Annotated in this window: 14 protein-coding genes and 1 pseudogene; 7 read left to right on the top strand and 8 right to left on the bottom strand. The window is 63.8% G+C overall.

Annotation, left to right across the window (positions count from 1 at the left end):
- Positions 1–1,073 (bottom strand): annotated as a pseudogene (locus NKI67_RS24985) (hypothetical protein); the annotation flags it as partial.
- A gap of 143 nt (positions 1,074–1,216) precedes the next feature.
- On the opposite strand from NKI67_RS24985, the gene NKI67_RS24980 reads away from it, so the two are divergent.
- Positions 1,217–2,218: a cupin-like domain-containing protein gene (locus NKI67_RS24980; protein WP_352647429.1), complete on the top strand. Its 1,002-nt coding sequence runs from the start codon at positions 1,217–1,219 to the stop codon at positions 2,216–2,218.
- 147 nt (positions 2,219–2,365) lie between these two features.
- On the opposite strand, the gene NKI67_RS24975 is transcribed toward NKI67_RS24980, so the two are convergent.
- Complete coding sequence (locus NKI67_RS24975; protein ID WP_352647427.1) at positions 2,366–6,463, bottom strand: AsmA family protein; 4,098 nt, start codon at positions 6,461–6,463, stop codon at positions 2,366–2,368.
- Between the two features lie 94 nt (positions 6,464–6,557).
- The gene (locus tag NKI67_RS24970; RefSeq protein WP_352647425.1) at positions 6,558–7,973 is read right to left on the bottom strand and encodes an FAD-binding oxidoreductase; all 1,416 of its coding nucleotides are present in this window, start codon (positions 7,971–7,973) and stop codon (positions 6,558–6,560) included.
- Positions 7,974–8,092: 119 nt separating this feature from the next.
- Here NKI67_RS24970 and NKI67_RS24965 point away from each other — a divergent pair, with 119 nt between their 5' ends.
- Together NKI67_RS24965 and NKI67_RS24960 are read left to right on the top strand one after the other, a co-directional pair.
- Entirely contained in the window at positions 8,093–8,578 is a 486-nt protein-coding gene (locus NKI67_RS24965) for a thioesterase family protein (protein ID WP_352505630.1), read from the top strand.
- A 147-nt stretch (positions 8,579–8,725) separates the two neighbouring features.
- Positions 8,726–8,923, top strand: coding sequence for a hypothetical protein (locus NKI67_RS24960; RefSeq protein ID WP_023676715.1), 198 nt, complete (start codon positions 8,726–8,728; stop codon positions 8,921–8,923).
- 71 nt (positions 8,924–8,994) lie between these two features.
- On the opposite strand, the gene NKI67_RS24955 is transcribed toward NKI67_RS24960, so the two are convergent.
- Positions 8,995–9,474 (bottom strand): Lrp/AsnC family transcriptional regulator, encoded by a 480-nt coding sequence (locus NKI67_RS24955; RefSeq protein WP_352647432.1) that lies wholly within the window; start codon positions 9,472–9,474, stop codon positions 8,995–8,997.
- A 90-nt stretch (positions 9,475–9,564) separates the two neighbouring features.
- On the opposite strand from NKI67_RS24955, the gene NKI67_RS24950 reads away from it, so the two are divergent.
- Positions 9,565–10,473 carry an EamA family transporter gene (locus NKI67_RS24950; RefSeq protein WP_352647423.1) on the top strand — a complete coding sequence of 303 codons (909 nt, stop codon included), beginning with the start codon at positions 9,565–9,567 and terminating at the stop codon, positions 10,471–10,473.
- On the opposite strand, the gene NKI67_RS24945 is transcribed toward NKI67_RS24950, so the two are convergent.
- Positions 10,474–11,373, bottom strand: coding sequence for a dienelactone hydrolase family protein (locus NKI67_RS24945; protein ID WP_352647421.1), 900 nt, complete (start codon positions 11,371–11,373; stop codon positions 10,474–10,476).
- Positions 11,374–11,642: 269 nt separating this feature from the next.
- Here NKI67_RS24945 and NKI67_RS24940 point away from each other — a divergent pair, with 269 nt between their 5' ends.
- Both NKI67_RS24940 and NKI67_RS24935 read left to right on the top strand, forming a co-directional pair.
- Positions 11,643–11,792, top strand: a complete 150-nt coding sequence (locus NKI67_RS24940) for a hypothetical protein (protein ID WP_352636640.1) — start codon at positions 11,643–11,645, stop codon at positions 11,790–11,792.
- 9 nt (positions 11,793–11,801) lie between these two features.
- A complete protein-coding gene (locus NKI67_RS24935; RefSeq protein WP_352636639.1) occupies positions 11,802–12,233 on the top strand; it encodes a hypothetical protein in 432 nt (143 codons plus the stop codon).
- A gap of 10 nt (positions 12,234–12,243) precedes the next feature.
- Here NKI67_RS24935 and NKI67_RS24930 read toward each other — a convergent pair whose 3' ends face one another.
- Positions 12,244–14,556, bottom strand: a complete 2,313-nt coding sequence (locus tag NKI67_RS24930; protein ID WP_352647418.1) for a glucose/quinate/shikimate family membrane-bound PQQ-dependent dehydrogenase — start codon at positions 14,554–14,556, stop codon at positions 12,244–12,246.
- A gap of 252 nt (positions 14,557–14,808) precedes the next feature.
- Here NKI67_RS24930 and NKI67_RS24925 point away from each other — a divergent pair, with 252 nt between their 5' ends.
- On the top strand, positions 14,809–17,532 hold the full coding sequence (locus NKI67_RS24925) for an ATP-dependent helicase (RefSeq protein ID WP_352622720.1): 2,724 nt from the start codon (positions 14,809–14,811) through the stop codon (positions 17,530–17,532).
- Between the two features lie 9 nt (positions 17,533–17,541).
- Here NKI67_RS24925 and NKI67_RS24920 read toward each other — a convergent pair whose 3' ends face one another.
- The gene (locus tag NKI67_RS24920; protein ID WP_352647416.1) at positions 17,542–18,591 is read right to left on the bottom strand and encodes an ABC transporter permease; all 1,050 of its coding nucleotides are present in this window, start codon (positions 18,589–18,591) and stop codon (positions 17,542–17,544) included.
- Positions 18,588–19,385, bottom strand: coding sequence for an ATP-binding cassette domain-containing protein (locus tag NKI67_RS24915; protein WP_352450092.1), 798 nt, complete (start codon positions 19,383–19,385; stop codon positions 18,588–18,590). Before NKI67_RS24915 ends, NKI67_RS24920 begins: the two co-directional genes overlap by 4 nt.
- Positions 19,386–19,448 lie beyond the last annotated feature (63 nt).

The raw sequence follows: 19,448 nt of genomic DNA, 5'->3' as shown, positions 1-19,448 counted from the left end.
GGCGTGGGCGGCGTCGGCGCTGGGGTCGGTGGGGTGGGTGCAGGAGTGGGCGGCGCAGGCGTAGGCGTCGGTGCAGGAGTGGGTGGCGTCGGGACGGGAGTCGGCGTGCCGGTGCTCATCTGAGTGCCCCCGGTTCCGGTGCTCATTTGAGTGCCGCCGGTGCCGGTGCTCATCTCGGTGACCATGCCCGTGCCTTGACCGAACGTTCCATGTGTCATGGCTGTGCCACCCGTGCCGCCGAACGTCCCGGCGGTGCCGCCGAATGTCCCGGCGGTGCCGCCGAATGTCCCGGCGGTGCCGCCGAGCGTCCCGGCGGTGCCGCCGAATGTCCCTTCTGTTCCGCCGAACGTTCCAGCGGTGCCGCCGAGCGTCCCGGCGGTGCCGCCGAATGTCCCTTCTGTTCCGCCGAACGTTCCAGCGGTGCCGCCAAATGTCCCTTCTGTTCCGCCGAACGTTCCAGCGGTGCCGCCAAATGTCCCTTCTGTTCCGCCGAACGTTCCAGCCGTGCCGCCGAGCGTCCCGGCGGTGCCGAACGTGCCGCCGAATGTCCCTTCCGTGCCTGGACCAGTCCCGCCTAATGTACCTTCTGTGCCTCCGCGCGTCCCAGGTCTGGCGGTCTCGCCAACGGGACGTTCAACGACGCCGCCGCCAAAAAGAATATCGAGGATCGAATCGTCGAACGGGAAGATGGCTTCATTGTCGATGGCCGCGCGCGTGAACGCGTACATCACGTGCCGCCCCTCGTTCTCTACGACGCCTCGGCCGAAATCGAGCATGAATTCCTGATGCGAGGGCCGGGTAGCGCGTCCTGTCACGTACTCGCCGAGCCAGCGAACCAGCCCAGGGTTTGACATAACTGAGTAGACGAATTGATTGATGACCGAGGCGCGTTGCGGAGGCAGCGTTGTGCCGTAAACGTACTCGGACCATATCTGTGCCGGGTCAGTGATGAACTGCTCCCGGAGCAGGTAGTCGTTGGACATTGCCCTGAACAGGGCCACTGCCCTGCGCGTCGCCGCGGCGCTGCGGAGTAAGCGATGTTCGCGAGCTCTGCTTTGCCTGTCGTCGCTCATGAATCTTCCTGGAGTTCGCTCGGAGGCTTGGACGAGGCTCGCGCCACGCCTGGAAGAATACACCAGACAGTGCCTTACGAAAAATGATATTCCTTTTACCCACAAGTGACTCTATTCCTTACCACTAGGATAGGAGTTCATCCATGAGCGAATCTACTATTCCTCGTCACTGGGATTGCTGGATCAGCGAGAACCTGATGATGAACGTGGCACCTGACACCATGGTCGAACGCCTTGTTGCTAATGGGATCGACGAAGGGACCGCCCGCAGCGCCATTGCGTCAATGGCCGAGCATCCTTCTGTTAAGGTCGGACGATCCATCACCAGTCGGTTGAAAAAAACCGAAATGCTACTGTCCATGGTCCAGCAGCTTGCACAGGCGATTCCGCAGGATGTGGTTGACGAGCGAAGTGGCATCGACCCATCCACCTTCTTCGCTGACTATTACTCGCGGAACCGGCCCTTGGTCCTGCGCAAAGCGATCAGGCACTGGCCGGCATTGTACAAATGGTCCCCGCAGCACTTCGCCGACCGCTATGGAAACGCTCCCGTCATGATCACATCGAACAGGCAAGCCGATCCATGGTACGAAATCAACGCTCGCACCCACATGACACAAACGACGATGGCCGACTTCGTCTCGATGCTTTTGGTCGGCGGTCAAACGAACGATTACTACCTGGTGGCTAATAACTATGCCCTCCAGAGCGAGCGGCTTGCTCCACTCTTCGACGACATTGGGGGCGTCTCGGGGTTGCTGGACAGCACGTTACGGCGGGGCCGTACGTTTCTCTGGTTGGGGCCTGCAGGCACAGTGACGCCCCTTCACCACGATAAGACCAATCTCCTGATCGCACAGGTCCTGGGTCGGAAGCGGATCATCCTGTATCCGACAGAGTCGATCCGGCACATGAACAACGTTGTCGGCGTATTCACCGCCGCTGACCCAGAGCACCCCGAGCGCTCACCGATTGATCTGCGAGGAATTCGTCACTTTGTCGTCACGATCGATCCCGGAGATGTACTCTTCGTTCCCATCGCGTGGTGGCATCACGTTCGGGCCCTTGATCTCAGCATTACCGTGAGCATGGACAATTTCATTTTCCACAACAGCTTCACACTGGTTGATCCCTGCAACTATTAATAGGGCGGTGATTTAGGCCCAAACTCTTTCCTTCCCGCACCAATGCCTGTCGCGCAAAGTGCGCAGCGATTTTGCGATAGTGACATGCATAAAAACACGACCTTAAAGCGCGTCGCCTGAATCCGTTCAAACGCGACGCGCTTTAGATTACCCGCCATTCAACGATTTCAGCAGATCGTCGATCGACGAGGGATCGAACTTGAGCTTTGGCGGGGGCTGCACTGGCGGTGGCACGTTATTTGCGGCCGGTGGCGCCCGTTCCGCTCGCTCCGCCGCGGCCTTGCGTTCGGCGTCGAGCCTTGCCTTCTCTTCCGAGGCGATCCGCAACGCCTCTTCCGCCCTCTGGCGTTGCTGTTCTTCGGCCTGCGCTGCTTCCTCGGCAGCCTGTTGCGCCGCCTTGGCTTTGGCTTCGGCATCCGCTTCGGCCTTTGCAGCCGCCTCGGCTTTCGCCCTGGCCTCGGCTTCGGCTTTCGCCGCTGCATCCGCCTTTGCCTTGGCTTCAGCCTGCGCCCTGGCCTCCGCTTCCGCTTGGGCCTGCGCCTCAGCTTCGGCCTTTGCCTTGGCGTCCGCTTCAGCCTTCGCTTTGGCCTCAGCCTGGGCCCTCGCCTCCGCATCCGCCTGTGCCTTGGCGTCCGCTTCAGCTTTCGCCTTGGCTTCAGCTTGCGCCCTCGCCTCGGCTTCGGCTTGGGCCTGAGCCTCGGCTTCGGCCTTCAGCCGCGCTGCTTCCTGTTGCCTGCGCAGTTCCTCCGCCGCTCTTTCACGCTCGGTTTGCAGCGCAGCGTAGTAGCGCACCTCCCGCCGCAGCCTTTGTTTCTCGAGCAATGCGGCTTGCATGGCTTCGACCCGCTGCTGCTCCTTTTCCAGCGCACGCTGGGTCAGGAACTGTGCCAGCGGCTCGCTGTCGAACTGCCGTTTGGTGGCGCCGAACGGCCCGTCGACGCTGAAATTCAAAATCGGTTCGGAGCCGACCAGCGCCTCGTCGCCGGGCCGGTAAGCGATCTCGCCCTTGGCATCGACGGTGCTGGTGTTCAGATCGGCGGTGATGTCGGCGGACAGCGTCGCGCCCGGGCTTTCGAATTTGACCGGCGGCGCCCTCAGCGTGCCGCCGGCGATGGTGAAGGCAATATCGGTGTCCTGCGCCGGAAAACTGCCCGCCGCGGCGATCTGCGGCACGAAGCCGGCGGTCTTCGAGGCGTCGATATCGCGCCCTATCGCATCGGCCTTGGCGATGAATGCGCCAAAGGCATCGGGATTGAAGCCGGCAATAGTCATGCCCTTGAGCGTTGCCGTGCCGGAACCGGACAGCGCCGCAACCATCGCGTCGAGCGATTTGCCGCTGGTCGAAAGCGCCGTCGAGAACTCGCCGCTTCCGCTGATGCCGGCCTCCGGCAGCACGGCTGCCAGATCGGCGCCGGCGAGTTTCATCTGACCGGAGAAAAGCCCGGTGCCGTCATTGTTCTTGAGCTCGAACAGGCCACTCAACGCGCCGCCGAGGAACTTTGCCTTGAGGTCGGAAACGCGGATGCCCTCCTGGTCGAGCTGCAGCGACAGCGCAGCGTCATAGGCGGTGGCAAGCGGGCCGGCGGCAAGCGACGCCGCCGTCAGATCGAGATCGGCGGTAAATGGCAGACTGGATTTCTGGCTGAACGGTGCCGTCGGCCAGGTCCTGTCATTGACAAAGAAGGCCTGGTCACCGAACAGCATCACCGCCATCGGATCGAGGTCCAGCTCGTCCAGCGACAGCGCGCCGGCAAGATGCGGCAGCCCCTCTTTGATGTCGATATTTACGTCACCGGAAACCGCCGCTTCGTTGACGGCGCCGCTGAGGCCGCTCAGCACCAGGAGACCATTGCCGTAATCGGCATCGGCTGCAAGCGACGTCGACATGCCGGTGCCCATGCCGGGCAGGCCGACGCCGGTCGTCATCAGCCATGGCTCGATGTCGGCCGTTTCAAGGCTGACCTTGCCCTTGGCGGCCGCGCCCTGAGACGTGTCGGCAATTGTCCCGTCGAAACCAGCTTTGAAGTCGTTGCCGGCCAGGCTGAAGCGTGTCGCCAGGCCGCCGCCAAGCGTGCCTTTGGCCGAGACGTCGGTGGTCGCCTCGCCGAGCATGCCGAGCGGCAGTGCCGGCAGACCGTAAAGCGCCAGAAGTGCGGTGGCGTCGGCATTCCTTGCGTTGAAGGTCAGTGTCACCGGCGCTTCGAGAGGCCGGTCGAGCGCCCCTTTGCCGGACAACGACGCCGAAAAGGCCGAGCCACCGGCCTTGCCCTGTGCGCTCATTGCCAGTCCAGTCGTACCGTCGCCATTGTCTGCGGCACTCGTGACCGCATCGATACGCGCATCCTGGAACAGCTCGGGATAGGCAGCAGCACGCTCCGCCAGCCCCTTCAGCACTGCATTGTCGGGATAATGCCGGACGGCGACGTCGATCAGCGGCTTGAGGTCGACGGCGACCACCGAGGCGTCGAGCTTGCCGGTCGGGCTCGCCGGGAAATCCTTAATTCGACCGGTGGCGCTGATCGAGGCGCCGGCAAGTCCGCCGACCGACAGGCGATCGATCTCAAGCAGCCCATCGCGCAATCTAAGCGCGGTGTCGACGCTATCGGCGGTCAACCCGCCGGCGCTGACCGGCCCGGCCTTGATCTGGAAATCGAGGTCGCGGTCGGAAAAGCGGTTGGCGCCCTTGTCGCTGACGAAGATCGAGGCGAAGGCGGCGAGCCCATCGACATCGAGTTCGCCACCTTTCAGTTGCATCAGCACCGATGGACGGGTGTCGTCGGGCTGGCTGGAATCGATGCGGCCGGAGAACTTCGCCTTGCCGAGGATGAGTTCGAGATCGCTGAAGGCCTGGTGCTTCTCGCTCAAATCCACCTTGGCCTTGAAGCCGGCGGCCGGCAAGCGGCGGATCGCCTCGTCGACGTCCTTCGACAGCCATGCGGCAAAGCCGGAGGGCTGCGCCACCGCCAGAAGCAGCGATCCGGTGAAACCGAAATGATCCTCGACGCTGACCATGCCATTGGCTTCCAGCTTGGCGCGGCCGGGCAGCGTGGCGGCCAGCGATTTTACCGCCCAGCCGCCCTCGGCCGGCTCGGCTGACAGATGCACGTCGCGAACGGTGGTGTCGCCTGCCACCACCGCCGGCAGTTTCACCTCGACCGTGCCCGGTATGGTTGGCTTCGGCAGATCGAGCAGCGCCTGCTCCAGCGCCGCCACCCGCTCGGATAGCGTCAATCCGGCACCGGCCGCCGCCCCCACGGCCTCGTCGAACTGCACCTGCGCGCCATTGGCCTCGATCGAGAAATGCGGCTTCAGCCCAAGGTCGACCGCAGCCTTGCCGTCGGCGGTGTAGGGATTGTCGAGCGGTCCCGTCTCGAAGCGGAATTCGTCGACGCCGAGCTTCTGGTGGTCGAGCGAAAACTTGCCGTTCAGCCTGAAGCCCGGGTCCGGTTTGCCGGCGCTGACTTTCAGTGCCTCGCCGCCGGTGCCGCGCAGCTGCGCCGCAGTTCGGTCTGCGCCCGATATCTTGAACTGGCCCGAATAGACCGCGGCGCCCTCGACGAGGCCCACATTGCCGTCGGTCTCGATGACCAGCGGATAGTCATCCGGATCGGCCTTGAGCCGGAGCCGCATTTGCCCGTCCGGTTCGGTCTTGCCGGTGGAAGCGGCGATCGTGGTCCGCAACCCGTCCAGCAACAGCGAGCCGTCCAGCCGCCAGGGGCCGGCCAGCGACTTGGCCGAGATCGTCGAGTTGATCTCGGAAATAAGATGGCTGCGCCCGCCGGCGGCGTGGCTGAGCGCGATCTGTCCTTCCGTCACCGTCAGCTTCTCGATGGAGATCTGGCCGGGATCGAAGGGCGAGGACGGCCGTATCGTCCAGTCGACCGTGCCGTCGGCGGCGATGTCGATCGTCGCCTTCGGCCGCACCAGCCGCATGTCGAAGATCAGCACCTCGCCGCGCAGGAATGGCGCAAGTTCTGCATCCATCGAAAAGGTTTCGACGGTCATCGCCGGCTGGCCGTTGGGGCCACCGGCAACGGCGACGTTCGAGAAGGTCACCGAGGGGAACGGCAGCAGCCTTGCCGTCGCATCGCCTCGCACGGTCACCTTGCGGCCCAGGACGGCACTGGCCTCGCGCTCGAAATCGGCGCGGTAACCTGTCCAGTCGACAAAGTACGGCACCACCAGCGCCGCACACAGCACCAGCACAAGAAGCCCACCGAAGATCACGAACAGGCGTGCGAGCATGAACTCCTAGACAGTTGATAGTAAAGTCAGTGGCACTCTACCCGCATCAGCGTGTCGATAAAGTGGCAAATCGGGGCGCGGCAGCGGCCTGATGTCAGTCCTTTCCCGGCAATATCTTGCCCGGGTTCATGATGTTCAGCGGATCGAGCGCCTGCTTGATCGTGCGCATGATGTCGACGCCATGGCCAAGCTCGTGCCGCAGGAAGCCGATCTTGCCCTGCCCTATGCCATGCTCGCCAGTGCAGGTGCCGTCCATGGCGATGGCCCTCATATTGAGCCGCGCCACGAATTTTTCCGCCAGCGCGATCTCTTTCGGATCGTCCACGTCCATCAGCACCAGCACATGGAAATTGCCGTCGCCGGCATGACCGACGATCGGCGCGATCAGGCCCATCTCCGCGATATCCGCCTCGGTCTCGGTGACGCATTCGGCAAAGCGCGAGATCGGCACGCAGACATCGGTCGAGAGGCCCTTGGCGCCCGGCCGCAGCGTCAGCGACGACCAATAGGCATCGTGCCTGGCTTTCCACAATTTTGTCCGCTCTTCGGCGACGCTGGTCCACAGGAACGGGCCGCCGCCATTTTCCTCGGCGATCATGCCGAAGGTCTCGGCCTGCTCGGCAACGCCGGCATCGCTGCCGTGGAACTCGACGAACAGGCAGGGGCTCTCCGGATAGTCGAGCTTCGAATAGGTCTTCATCGCCCGCATCTGCAGCGCGTTGACCAATTCGATGCGCGCCACCGGAATGCCCATCTGGATGGTCGCGATCACCGCGTTGCAGGCTGCCTCGACGCTGGGAAACGGGCAGACGCCGCCCGAAATCGCCTGCGGAATGCCCTGCAGCTTCAAGGTCAACTGGGTGATGATGCCAAGCGTGCCCTCCGAACCGATCAGCAGCCGCGTCAAATCATAGCCGGCCGAGCTTTTCTTGGCGCGCTTGCCGGTCGTCACTGCTTCCCCGTCGGCCATCACCGCCGTCAGCGACAGGACGTTCTCGCGCATCGTGCCGTAGCGCACCGCGTTGGTGCCCGACGCACGCGTCGCCGCCATGCCGCCGAGCGAGGCGTTGGCGCCCGGGTCGATCGGAAAGAACAGGCCGGTGTCGCGCAGGTGCCGGTTGAGGTCCTCGCGCGTCACGCCGGGCTCGACGATGCAGTCGAGGTCCTGCGGATTGACCGCAGTGATGCGGTTCATGCGTGACGTATCGAGTGAGATGCCGCCGCCCGGCGCATTGGTGTGACCTTCCAGCGAAGAGCCGACGCCGAAGGCGATCACCGGCACGCGATGCGCCGCGCATGCGCGCACGATCTCCTGCACCTCCTCCGTCGTCTCGGCAAAGGCGACACCGTCCGGCGCCTGCGTCGGGATATAGGTCGTGGTGTGCGCGTGCTGGGCGCGGATCGCCTGGCCGGTCTGGAATCGCTCGCCGAGCCGCTGCTTGAGGATGCCGAGCACGGCGGCAATGCCTTCTTCGTTGCGCTCGACCGGATTGAGGTCGCTTAGAGCCATCGATTCCTCCGCGAATGGACCAGCGTCCACCCTTGTTCTGCTTCTACGGATGCGTAGTCTCACCAAGCACGCTCTGTCCAGTCCACGCTCACCCCGGCATGACGAGAAGGAAGTTTCCGATGCCCATCCCCGCCCCTTTCGTCTCTCGCGCCATGGACATCGAGGAGGCCTGGATCGACTACAACGGCCATCTCAACATGGCCTATTACAACGTGCTGTTCGATCGTTGCTCCGACGAAGCATTCGAGATGATGGGGATGGGGCCGGATTATGTGAAAGAACGACGGCTGACCATCTACACCGCGGAAGTGCATGTCTGCTACGTCCAGGAGTTGCATCTCGACCACAAGGTCACGGTCTCGTTCCAACTCCTCGACCATGACGAGAAGCGGCTGAGGGCCTATCAGGAAATCCGGCATCGCGACGGCTGGCTTGCCGCCACATCCGAAACGCTGTCGCTGCATGTCGACATGGCTGGCCCGAAGGTAGCGCCCTTCCCCGCCGACGTCCTGGCCAGGGTGGAAGCGATGCGCGCCGCCCATGCCGCCCTGCCGATGCCGGAGCGCGCCGGCCGCTCGATCGGTATTCGTCGTAAGCCGGCTTGAACCACGGTCCAACCGCCGTTAACCTTACCGAGGTTTTAACGTGAACAAGCCGAATTGAGACGTTGAACGACTCAGCGCGGCGTTGGAAAACCATCCGCATCGAATTGCGATACGGGCGGCGGAGCAGCAGCGGTTCGGGGAACGTGCATGAAAACCGATATCAAGGTCGAAGCGGACAGGCTGGCGGCTGACCCACGCATCACCGACTATGATTTCTGGCGCTCGCTGAAGAACCTCAACAACGAGATCTTCCACATCGCCAACAACAACGAGCCGATCCCCTTCGCCATGATCCGCTGGCGCGCCATCCTGAAGCAGGCGCGGATGAAACGCGGCCACGCCTGAACAGTGGGGAAGAAACAGACCGGCCGTCCGGTTTGCATTTCTGATGATGTGCTGGCGAACGATCCCAAGCGTCAAGGCTGGCGCTTCACCGCCCCCAGCGGCGAGCGCGCTGTGACCGGCGACGACTGGATGATCGCCGTATTGGTCATCGCGAACGGAATGATCCGGTCGATCACCCGTTCGAGCTCGGCCACCGAGCCGACATGCGCCAAAGCGATGAAACAGTCCTCGCCGGTCACCCTGTCGCATTGGGCGATTTCCGGCAGCTCGCGGATGATCTCGGCCACGACGGCCAATTGGCCCGGCACCGGCCTGATGCGCAGCCATGCCGACAGCTTCATGCCGAGCGCGGCCGGATTGATACGCACCGTATAGGCCTCGATCACACCGCTTTCCTGCAGCCGCTTGATGCGCTCGGCAACGCTCGGCGCCGACAGGCCGACCGACCGCGCCAGTTCGGCGGTGCTGGTGCGCGCGTCCTTTTCCAGCAGGCGCAGGATTTTCAGGTCCGCCGGATCCAGATCGCTATTTTCATTTCGAAGGCGTTTCAGCGGAATACTCCTTGCTTTCAGAAAGGAAATGGCCGCAATGCCCGGCCATCATCCATATCAATGGCAAAAATCGCCTGCGATACTGATCCCATGCAAGATCGGACGCAAGCCCCCGCAGCAAGTCCGGCACTCGCCGGCCCCGCCTTTACCTTGGCAAACGCGGTCCCGCCGCATCTCTGGTTCGGCGTCAGCGCCGTGTTCCACTATCTCGGACCGGCCTTGGCGGTGCTGCTGTTCCCGCATGTCGGCGTGCTCGGCATGGCGTGGCTGCGCATCGCCACCGCAGCACTCGTCTTTGCGCCGCTGACCTGGCCATGGGCGGTCTTCGCCCGCGCCGACCGCTCGACGCGGTTGTTGCTTGTGGCTTTTGGCGTCTGCCTTGGGGTGATGAATTGCTCGTTTTACCTGGCGCTCGACCGGCTGCCGATCTCGCTGGTGGCGGCGATCGAATTCGTCGGCACCATCGGCGTTGCGCTTGTTGGCCTCAGAAGCCCGCGCAATCTCGCCGCCCTCGCAATCGCTGTCGCCGGCACCCTGTTGCTGATCGACGTCAAATGGTCGAGCGATCTCGTCGGCCTGTTCTGGGCCTTCCTCAACGGCACGCTGTTCGTTGGCTACATCGTGCTCGGCCACCGTATCGCGCGCGGCGGCGCCGGCGATGGCATCGCCGGGCTGGGTGCCGCCATGGCGGTCGCCCTTCTCGTCGTTCTGCCGATCGGTTTCGCCGATGCTCTGCCGGCTTTCTCGGCGCCGCCGCTGCTGTTTGCGGCGGTCGGCGTCGGCATCTGCTCGTCGGTCATTCCCTATATTTGCGACCAGCTTGCCATGTCGCGGCTGCCGCGCTCCAGCTTCGCGCTGATGCTGTCTTTGCTGCCGGTCACCGCGACGTTGATCGGCGTCATTGTGCTGCGGCAGGTGCCGAGCCTCACCGACTGCATCGGCATCGCGCTGGTGGTGGCCGGCGTCGCCCTTCACAAACCGGCGCCGGCGCCCACCTGATCAGGCCAGCTTCTCCTTGAGGAAAGCGATCGTCCGGCCCCAGGCGAGGTCAGCCGCCTTCTTGTCGTAGCGGGCCGCCGACGTGTCGTTGTTGAAGGCATGGTTGGCACCTTCATAGACATAGACCGAGTATTCGACATGAGCCGCGTCGAGTGCCTTCTTGAAGGCATCGATGCCGGCATTGGTGCGGGTGTCGAGCCCGGCATAATGCAGCATGAGCGCGGCCTTGATCTTCGGCACGTCCTCGGCCTTTGGCTGCATGCCGTAATAGGCGACGGCGGCGGCGAGGTCCGGCGCGTTGACGGCCAGCATGTTCACCGTGCCGCCGCCCCAGCAGAAGCCGACGGCGCCGACTTTGCCGTTGCCGTCCTTGTAGCCTTTGAGGTAGACGACCGTTGCCACGGCATTGGCGGCGACCTGTGCTGGATCGAGCTGGGAAAACAGGTCACGTGCCCTGTTTTCATCGTCCGGCGTGCCGCCGAGCGGTGTCATGAAGTCCGGCGCAAGCGCCACGAACCCTTCCAGCGCCACGCGCCGCGCCACATCGCGAATATGCGGGTTGAGCCCCCGGTTTTCATGCACGACGATGACCGTGCCGAGCTTGCCGGTCTGGTCCGCCGGCTTGACCAGATAGCCCTTCATCTCGCCGCCGCTGCCCGGATAGCTGATGTCCTCGCCTTTCACCCGCGGATCGTCTTCCGCCACGATTGCCGCCTGGGCCGAGTTCGCCGCCAGCAGCGGCGCGATCGCGGCAGCTGCCGCACCCGATCCGGCAAGCCTGGTCAATTGCTCCATGAAGCGCCGCCGGTCGAGCGTCAGGTGCGTGTATTCGTAATAGGCATCGATCATCGCCTGGGTAATGACAGGCTCGGCGGCAGTGGGTCCGGCAGGTGTTGTCATGGCGCGCTCCTCGTCGGCGCCCCCCGCGGCAACATAGAGCCGAAGCTTGCCTGGTCCAGTCACGGCTGAGTGAGGCTGCCATAAGTCCCTGCACGTGGGCCGTGATGCCGCGCGCCGCACTGTCGTTAAATTTTGGTCCTTTGTGGCAATGCTAAATGCACGCACCACAATGTAAAAAGAAGGGCTATGCCTTACTCGGGCCATTTGGCGAACGACAATGGCCATTTGGCGGGAAAAGAATGCCTGATTGACGACGAAGGAATACGCCCATGACCTTTCCCTCCCCGCTTCTTGCAAGTGGGTTCGCCCTCGCCGCTATGGCTTTGCTGGCGCTGCGGTTCACTGTCTTCACCGCATTCAAACGATCGTTGATCAAAATCCGCGCCAACCGGCACCCGCCCGCAAACACCAAAGCCTGAGGAAAGGTCATGAACGTTCAGGACATCATCAACACCGTCTCCCAGAAATCCGGTCTCAACCAGGCTTTGACGGAAAAGATCGCCGGCACGATTTTCTCGGTGCTCGAACACGAGGCGGAAGGCACGACTCTGTCCAGCTTCTTCGCCAAGATCCCGGGAGCCGACGCCCTGGCCAAGCAATATGATGTCATGGCTCCCGGCGCAGCTTCCGGTGGTGGCCTCCTGTCCTCGCTGGAGGGCGCGCTCGGCGGCGCTCTCGGCGAAAAGACCGGCGCGCTGATCAACGGCGTCGCCATACTCAAGGCATCAGGCCTCACGCTGGCACAGATCAGCCAGGCCGGCACGATGCTGGTCCAGCAGGCCGAGGCAGCAGCCGGCCCGCAGCTGACCAGTGAGGTACTTGCATCGGTACCAGACCTGAAAGGGCATCTCGGGCTTTGAAGGAACTTCTCTATTTCGGCAGCGTATAGGCCATCACATAGTCGCCCGGCTTGGTACCGACCGAGCCGTGGCCGCCGGCAACGATGACGACCAACTGGCGCCCGTCGGCTATCGTGTAGGTCATCGGTGTCGACTGCCCGCCCGCCGGCAGCCGCGCCTGCCAGAGCTGTTTGCCGGTCGTCAGGTCATAAGCGCGCACATAGTCATCGACCGCCGCACCGAGGAAGGCGATGCCGCCGGCAGTGATCATCGGCCCGCCAATGCCGGGCACGCCGACCTTGAACGGCAGCGGCAATGGCGTCATGTCGTAGACGGTGCCATTGCGATGCTTGTAGACGATCTTGCCGGTCCGAAGGTCGGCACCCGCCACATAGCCCCAGGGCGGCGCCTGGCAGGGAATGCCGAGCGGCGACAGGAACGGCTTCAATATCACTGCGTAAGGCGCACCGTCATTGCGATTCAGGCCTTGTTCGCTGCCCTTGGTGTCGCCGGGCGGCGGCACGTCGGCGCGCGGCACCAGCTTGGAGATGAACGCCAGGTACGTCGGCATGCCGAACATCACCTGCCGGACCGGATCGACTGCCACGCCGCCCCAGTTGAAGGTGCCGAAATTGCCGGGGTAGATCAGCGAGCCCTGCAGCGACGGCGGCGTGTAGCGGCCCTCATAGCGCAACTTCCGAAGCTCGATCCGGCAGGCCAGCTGGTCGAACATGGTAATGCCCCACATGTCGGCGCCGGTCAGCGGTTTCGGACTGAAGCTGAGATCCGAGAGCGGCTGCGTCGGCGAGGTATGGTCGCCCTCGATCGCGCCGCCCGGCGCCGGTACTTCCTTGACCGGAACGATCGGCTCGCCACTGCGCCGGTCGAAAACATAGAGGTCGCCCTGCTTGGTCGGCCCGACCAGCGCCGGCACCATGCCACTTTCCGTGGTGATGTCGACCAGCGTCGGCTGCGCCGGCACGTCCATGTCCCAGAGATCGTGGTGCACGGTCTGCCGCACCCAGCGCAATTGTCCGCTGTTGAGATCGAGCGCGGTGATCGACGAGGAGAATTTCTCGTCATTGGCGCTGCGCCCGGCGCCGAGCTGGTCCGGCGTCTTGTTGCCGAGCGGCACATAAAGCAGCCCGAGCTTCTCGTCGACGCTCGCCGTCGACCACATGTTGGGTGAGTTGTTGGTGTAGGTCTGGTCCGGCGGCAGCGGCATCGTCTGGTCCGGATTGCCGGAATCCCAATTCCACAACAGCGCGCCGGTGTCGGCATCGTAGGCACGGATGACCCCGGACGGCTCCTGCGTCGAATAATTGTCGTTGACCGCGCCGCCGACGATGATCTTGTTGGCGACGATCAGCGGCGCCGAGGTCGAATAATAATAGCCCGGCTTCGGATATGGCATGTTGGCGAGCAGGTTCAGCGTGCCGCCTTCGGCGAAAGTCGGGCAGACCTGGCCATTCGCCGCATCGAGCGCGATCAGCCGGGCGTCGGATGTCGGCAGGTAGATGCGTGTGGCGCAGGGCTGGCCAGCGGCGACCTTGGCATCGGCATAATAGGACGCGCCGCGGCAGGTCTGGTGCTGGCGGTCCTTGTTGAGCTTGACCTGCGGATCGAAGCGCCATTTCTCCTTACCGCTCGCGGCATCGATGGCGATGGCGAAATTATGCGGCGTGCAGATGTAGAGCGTGTCGGCGATTTTTAGCGGCGTCACCTGATAGGTCGTCTCGCCGATGTCGTCGGGCCCTTTCACGTCGCCGGTGCGATAGGTCCAGGCCGGCTGCAGATTGGCAACGTTTTCGGCGGTGATCTGGTCGAGCGGCGAATAACGCTGGCCATATTGCGTGCGACCGTAATAGTGCCATTCGCCAGCCGGCACGTTGCCGCCGAGATCGGCCGTCGGCGTCACCTTGTCGGTGTTGAGTTCACCCGTAATATCCTTTGGATCGGTCGTCATCGAATAGCCGGCGACGGCAAGCGATGCCAGCACGGCGAGGATAAGCGGTGCGCGTCCGTCGGGACCGGTAAGCCCGCGCCGCGCCCATGGCGTCAACAGCCATAGCGCGACAAGCACGATGATGCCGCCGCGCGGGCCGAGCTCCCACCAGTCGAAGCCGATCTCCCAGACCGCCCAGGCGAGCGTGCCGAGCACGATCGCCGCGTAGAGCCACAGCGCCGTGGATCTGCGCCTGTAGAGCAGCCAGGCCGCGACAAGGAAAGCTAGACCGACGATGACGTAATACCAGCTGCCCCCCAGCGTCACGAGCCAGATGCCGCCGCCGCCAACCGCCAGGCCGATGAGGAAAAGGATCAGGGAGGTGATGACCACAGCCAAGACGGTGCTCCTTCGACTGGTGCGCTCCGCGACGCGTCCATGGGCAACCCCGCATTGCGTTCCTGCCCCCACGCAACTTTCTCCGGCCCGCCTCCCCTGTCAAGCAAGCTCGGCGTTTTACGGCGCCGGCCCATCGCAAGCCCGGCGTTTTGGTTAGCGGACCCATTCAGATTGTGAGTCTACCGGCTGGACAGAGAACAAAACGGAGACACTTCTGGCCTTTCGCTGCCGAATCACTACATTCGGGGAGAGATGTCCGGCTTTTCGGAAGACATGCCCTTTTTTGACGAACCGAACGCGCGGCCCGTGGCCCCGTCGGGCATTGCCGCGCGCGCCATGGCTGCCCGCAGCGGCCACAACAATGCGCCCGACTATCTCAAGGGGTTGAACCCCGAGCAGCGGCTGGCGGTGGAAACCACCGAAGGCCCGGTTCTGGTGCTGGCCGGCGCCGGCACCGGCAAGACGCGGGTGCTCACCACCCGCATCGCTCACATCCTTGCCACCGGCAAGGCTTTCCCCTCGCAGATCCTCGCCGTCACCTTCACCAACAAGGCGGCGCGCGAGATGAAGCAGCGCATCGGCCTGTTGATCGGCGAAGGCAATGTCGAGGGCATGCCGTGGCTCGGCACCTTCCACTCGATCGGAGTGAAGCTGCTGCGCAGACATGCCGAGCTGGCCGGGCTCAAATCCGACTTCACCATTCTCGACACCGATGATGTCGTGCGACTGATCAAGCAGCTCATCCAGGCCGAAGGGCTGGACGACAAGCGCTGGCCGGCCAAGCAGTTCGCCCAGATGATCGACGGCTGGAAGAACAAGGGCCTTGGCCCCGCCGACATCCCCGAGGGCGATGCCCGTGCTTTCGCCAACGGCAAGGGCCGCGAGCTCTACAAGGCCTACCAGGAGCGGCTGAAAACGCTGAACGCTTGCGACTTCGGCGATCTCCTGTGCCACCCGATCCGCATCTTCCGCGCCAATCCGGACGTGCTGAAGGAATACCACAAGCGCTTTCGCTACATCCTCGTTGACGAGTATCAGGACACCAACACCGCGCAATACATGTGGCTGCGCCTACTGGCACAGCGGCCGCAATCCTCCCCCCTTGAGGGGGAGGTGCCCGCGAAGCGGGCGGAGGGGGTTGCCGCAGAACGCACCGCTAGAGCGTCGAGCACTGCCGCCGGTAGGTCGAGCACTGCCGCACGGACCCCACCCGACCGGGCTTCGCCCGGCCACCCTCCCCTCAAGGGGGAGGGAAGCCCGCGCCTGTCCACCGTAAATATCTGCTGCGTCGGCGACGACGACCAGTCGATCTATGGCTGGCGCGGCGCCGAGGTCGACAACATCCTGCGCTTCGACAAGGATTTTCCCGGCGCCACCATCATCCGGCTGGAGCGCAACTATCGCTCGACCGCGCACATCCTCGGCACCGCCTCCCACCTCATCGCCCACAATGAGGGCCGCTTCGGCAAAACGCTGTTCACCGAAAAGATCGCCGAGGACGACGAGAAGGTGCATGTCCATGCCGCCTGGGATTCCGAAGAGGAGGCCCGCGCCGTCGGCGAGACCATCGAGGCCTATCAGCGCCAGAAGCACAATCTCAACGACATGGCGATCCTCGTCCGCGCGTCCTTCCAGATGCGCGAATTCGAGGACCGCTTCGTCACGCTCGGCCTCAACTACCGCGTCATTGGCGGCCCGCGCTTCTACGAGCGCCTCGAAATCCGCGATGCGCTGGCCTTTTTCCGCGTCGTCGCGCAAGGCGCAGACGACCTCGCCTTCGAGCGCATCGTCAACGTGCCGAAGCGCGGCCTTGGCGAGGCCACCATCCGCCAGATCCACGACACCGCACGCGCGCTGCGCATCCCGATGCTGGAGGCGGCGGCAAAACTCGCCGAGAGCGACGAGCTGAAGCCGAAGCCGCGCGCCGCGCTGCGCGAGGTATCGGCCAATTTCGAACGCTGGCAGAAGGCTCTCGAAACCACCCCGCACACCGAGCTCGCCGAGACCATTCTGGAGGAGAGCGGCTACACCGACATGTGGAAGAATGACCGTTCGGTCGAAGCGCCCGGCCGGCTCGAGAACTTAAAAGAACTGATCCGCTCCATGGAGGAGTACGAATCGCTGCGTTCTTTCCTCGAACATGTCGCGCTGGTGATGGACGCCGAGCAGAATGCCGAGCTCGACGCCGTCAACATCATGACGCTGCATTCGGCCAAGGGCCTCGAATTCGAAACCGTGTTCCTGCCCGGCTGGGAAGAAGGCCTGTTCCCGCACCAACGCTCGCTCGACGAGGGCGGCCGCTCAGGGCTGGAGGAGGAACGCCGCCTCGCCTATGTCGGCCTGACCCGCGCCAAGAAGAACCTGCACATCTGGTTCGTCTCCAACCGCCGCATCCACGGCCTCTGGCAATCGACCATCCCGTCGCGCTTCCTCGACGAGCTGCCGGAAGCCCATGTCGAAGTTTCCGAGAGCGGCAACAGCTACGGCGGTTACGGCAATTCCTACGGCGGCGGCTCGTTCGCCTCCGGTCGTGGTGGCCAAGGGGCGGGCAGGCAGAACCCCTATGGAGCGTCGCGCTTCGACAACATTGGCGGCAACAACGGCGCCGAGAAATCCGGCGCTTTCTCCAGCACCTATGCGACGCCGGGCTGGCAGCGTGCTCAGGCCAACCGCACCGAAGCGACCGACCGCAATTGGGGCACGCGCTCCGGCCACCAGGTCGAGCGCATCGGCTATGGCGAAACCGACTCCGGCTACGGCGCCGGCCGCACCTCGGTCAAGGGCCGCACAATCGACGGCGAGCTGGTCGCCAAATCCGTCGCCGACACGCCGTCCCCCTTCAATATCGGCGACCGCGTCTTCCACCAGAAATTCGGCAACGGCAACATTTCCGCCATCGAAGGCAACAAGCTGACCATCGACTTCGACAAAGCCGGCCAAAAACGCGTACTGGACGGGTTTGTTACTGGGGTTTGAGGTCGCCCTTCACCGATACCGCGCCTGGTTCCACTTATGGCCGAGCAGCGACAGGATGATGATCAGGCCGTTGAAGAACTGGACGTAGAAGCCGCTCAGGCCTGCCGCGACGACGCCGGTCTGGATGAAAGAGACCGTGACCGCGCCGATCGCGCCGCCGACAACAGTGCCGATGCCGCCCCAGGTCGGAGTGCCGCCGACGAACACCGATGCCAGCACCGGCAACAGGTATCCGTCGCCCGCCGTCGGCCACCAGGTGAAGTTGATCATCACCGAGAACGTGCCGGCGATTGCCGCGCCGATGCCGACGAAGACGAACACTTTTACGCGCACGCGCTTGACATCGATACCCATCTGCTGGGCGCTGTCGGGATTGTCGCCGACCACCTTGACCTGCGCGCCGAAGCGATGGCGGTTGTAAAGCAGCGCCGACAGCACGACGAAGCCGATGGCCCAGAAGATCTGCACCGGAATGCCATAAAGCTGGCTGGAGAAGATCTTGTAGGCCCAGCTGTCGGCAAGGCCGGTCAGTGCCGTCGACCTGCCCTCGTTGATGATCTGGATCAGGCCGCGCAGCAGGAAATTCATGCCGAGCGTGGCGATCAGCGACGACAACCCGCCATAGACGACCAGGGAGCCGACCAGGAAGCCGAGCAGCATGCCGGTGACCATTGCGGCGGCGATGCCGAGGAACGGGTCGTAGCCGGCCTGCACGACCAGCGCAAACACCCAGGAGGCAAAGCCCATTGTCGCCGGAAACGACAGGTCGATCTCACCACAGGTGACGACGAAGACCAGCGGCACAACTACGAACAGCGCCACCGGCAGCGTGGTCAGCACGGAACTGTAGAGATACCAGGTGGTGAACACGATCGGGTTGGCGATCATGAACACCGCCATCATGACGATGAACACGGCAAGCGTGCCGAGCGAGGCGCGGTTGTCGAGGATGAACCCGCGCAGCCAGTTGTCGGACGGGTGTCTCCACTCTTTCCCGGCGGTTTCGCCATGCGTGCCGCCGAGCGGGCTCTGCAGATCGGGTTCCATGGTCTTGCTCATCGTGCCGCCCTCCCCGCATCGCCAGCGTCGTGCAACCCCGGCAATCCGCTGGGGTGGGCGACGTCTTCCATGAAATTGATCAGGTCTTCGGCCGATTTGACCTCGCTGCGGTCGGCGGTGAGCGCGACCTTGCCGCGGTCCAGCACCACGAAACGATCGGCGATATCGAAGACGTGGTGGATGTTGTGGCCGATAAACAGGATCGAGCGCCCGCTCGCCCGCACCTGGCGCACGAAGTGGAAGACCTTGGCGGTCTCGGTCAGCGATAGCGCGGTCGTCGGTTCGTCGAGGACTATCAGCTCCGCCTTCTTATAGATGGCCCGCGCGATCGCCACGCCCTGGCGTTCGCCGCCCGAGAGCTGGCCGACGATCGACTGTGGCGTGAACACTTTCGAGGTGAAGCCGATCTCGCGCATCAGCCGGCTCGCCTCCGCGATCTCCTTGTTGACCTTCAGCCAGCCAAGCCAGCCAGTGAGCTCGCGGCCCATGAAGATATTGCGCACGATCGTCTGCTGCACGGCGAGCGCCCGGTCCTGGAACACCGTTTCGATGCCAGCGTCGCGCGAGCGCGCAGGGCTCCATCCGGTCACCGGCTTGCCGCGGACGAGAATCTCGCCGCTGGTCGGTTTGACCACGCCGGACAGGATCTTGATCAGCGTCGACTTGCCGGCGCCATTGTCGCCGATCAGGCCGACCACCTCGCCGCGATCGACGCTGAGATTGACCCCGCCCAGCGCATAGACTTGGCCATAGGACTTGCTGATGTCGCGCAGTTCGATGATGCGTTCGGCCATGGCGATACTCGCTTGATTGTCGCGTGCCGGCCTTTTCGCCGGCGGTCCCGCCGGCCGGGCTCT

Source organism: Mesorhizobium sp. M0408 (genome assembly GCF_040321495.1).
Lineage (GTDB): Bacteria > Pseudomonadota > Alphaproteobacteria > Rhizobiales > Rhizobiaceae > Mesorhizobium.
This window is presented reverse-complemented; position numbering and strand designations above follow the sequence as displayed.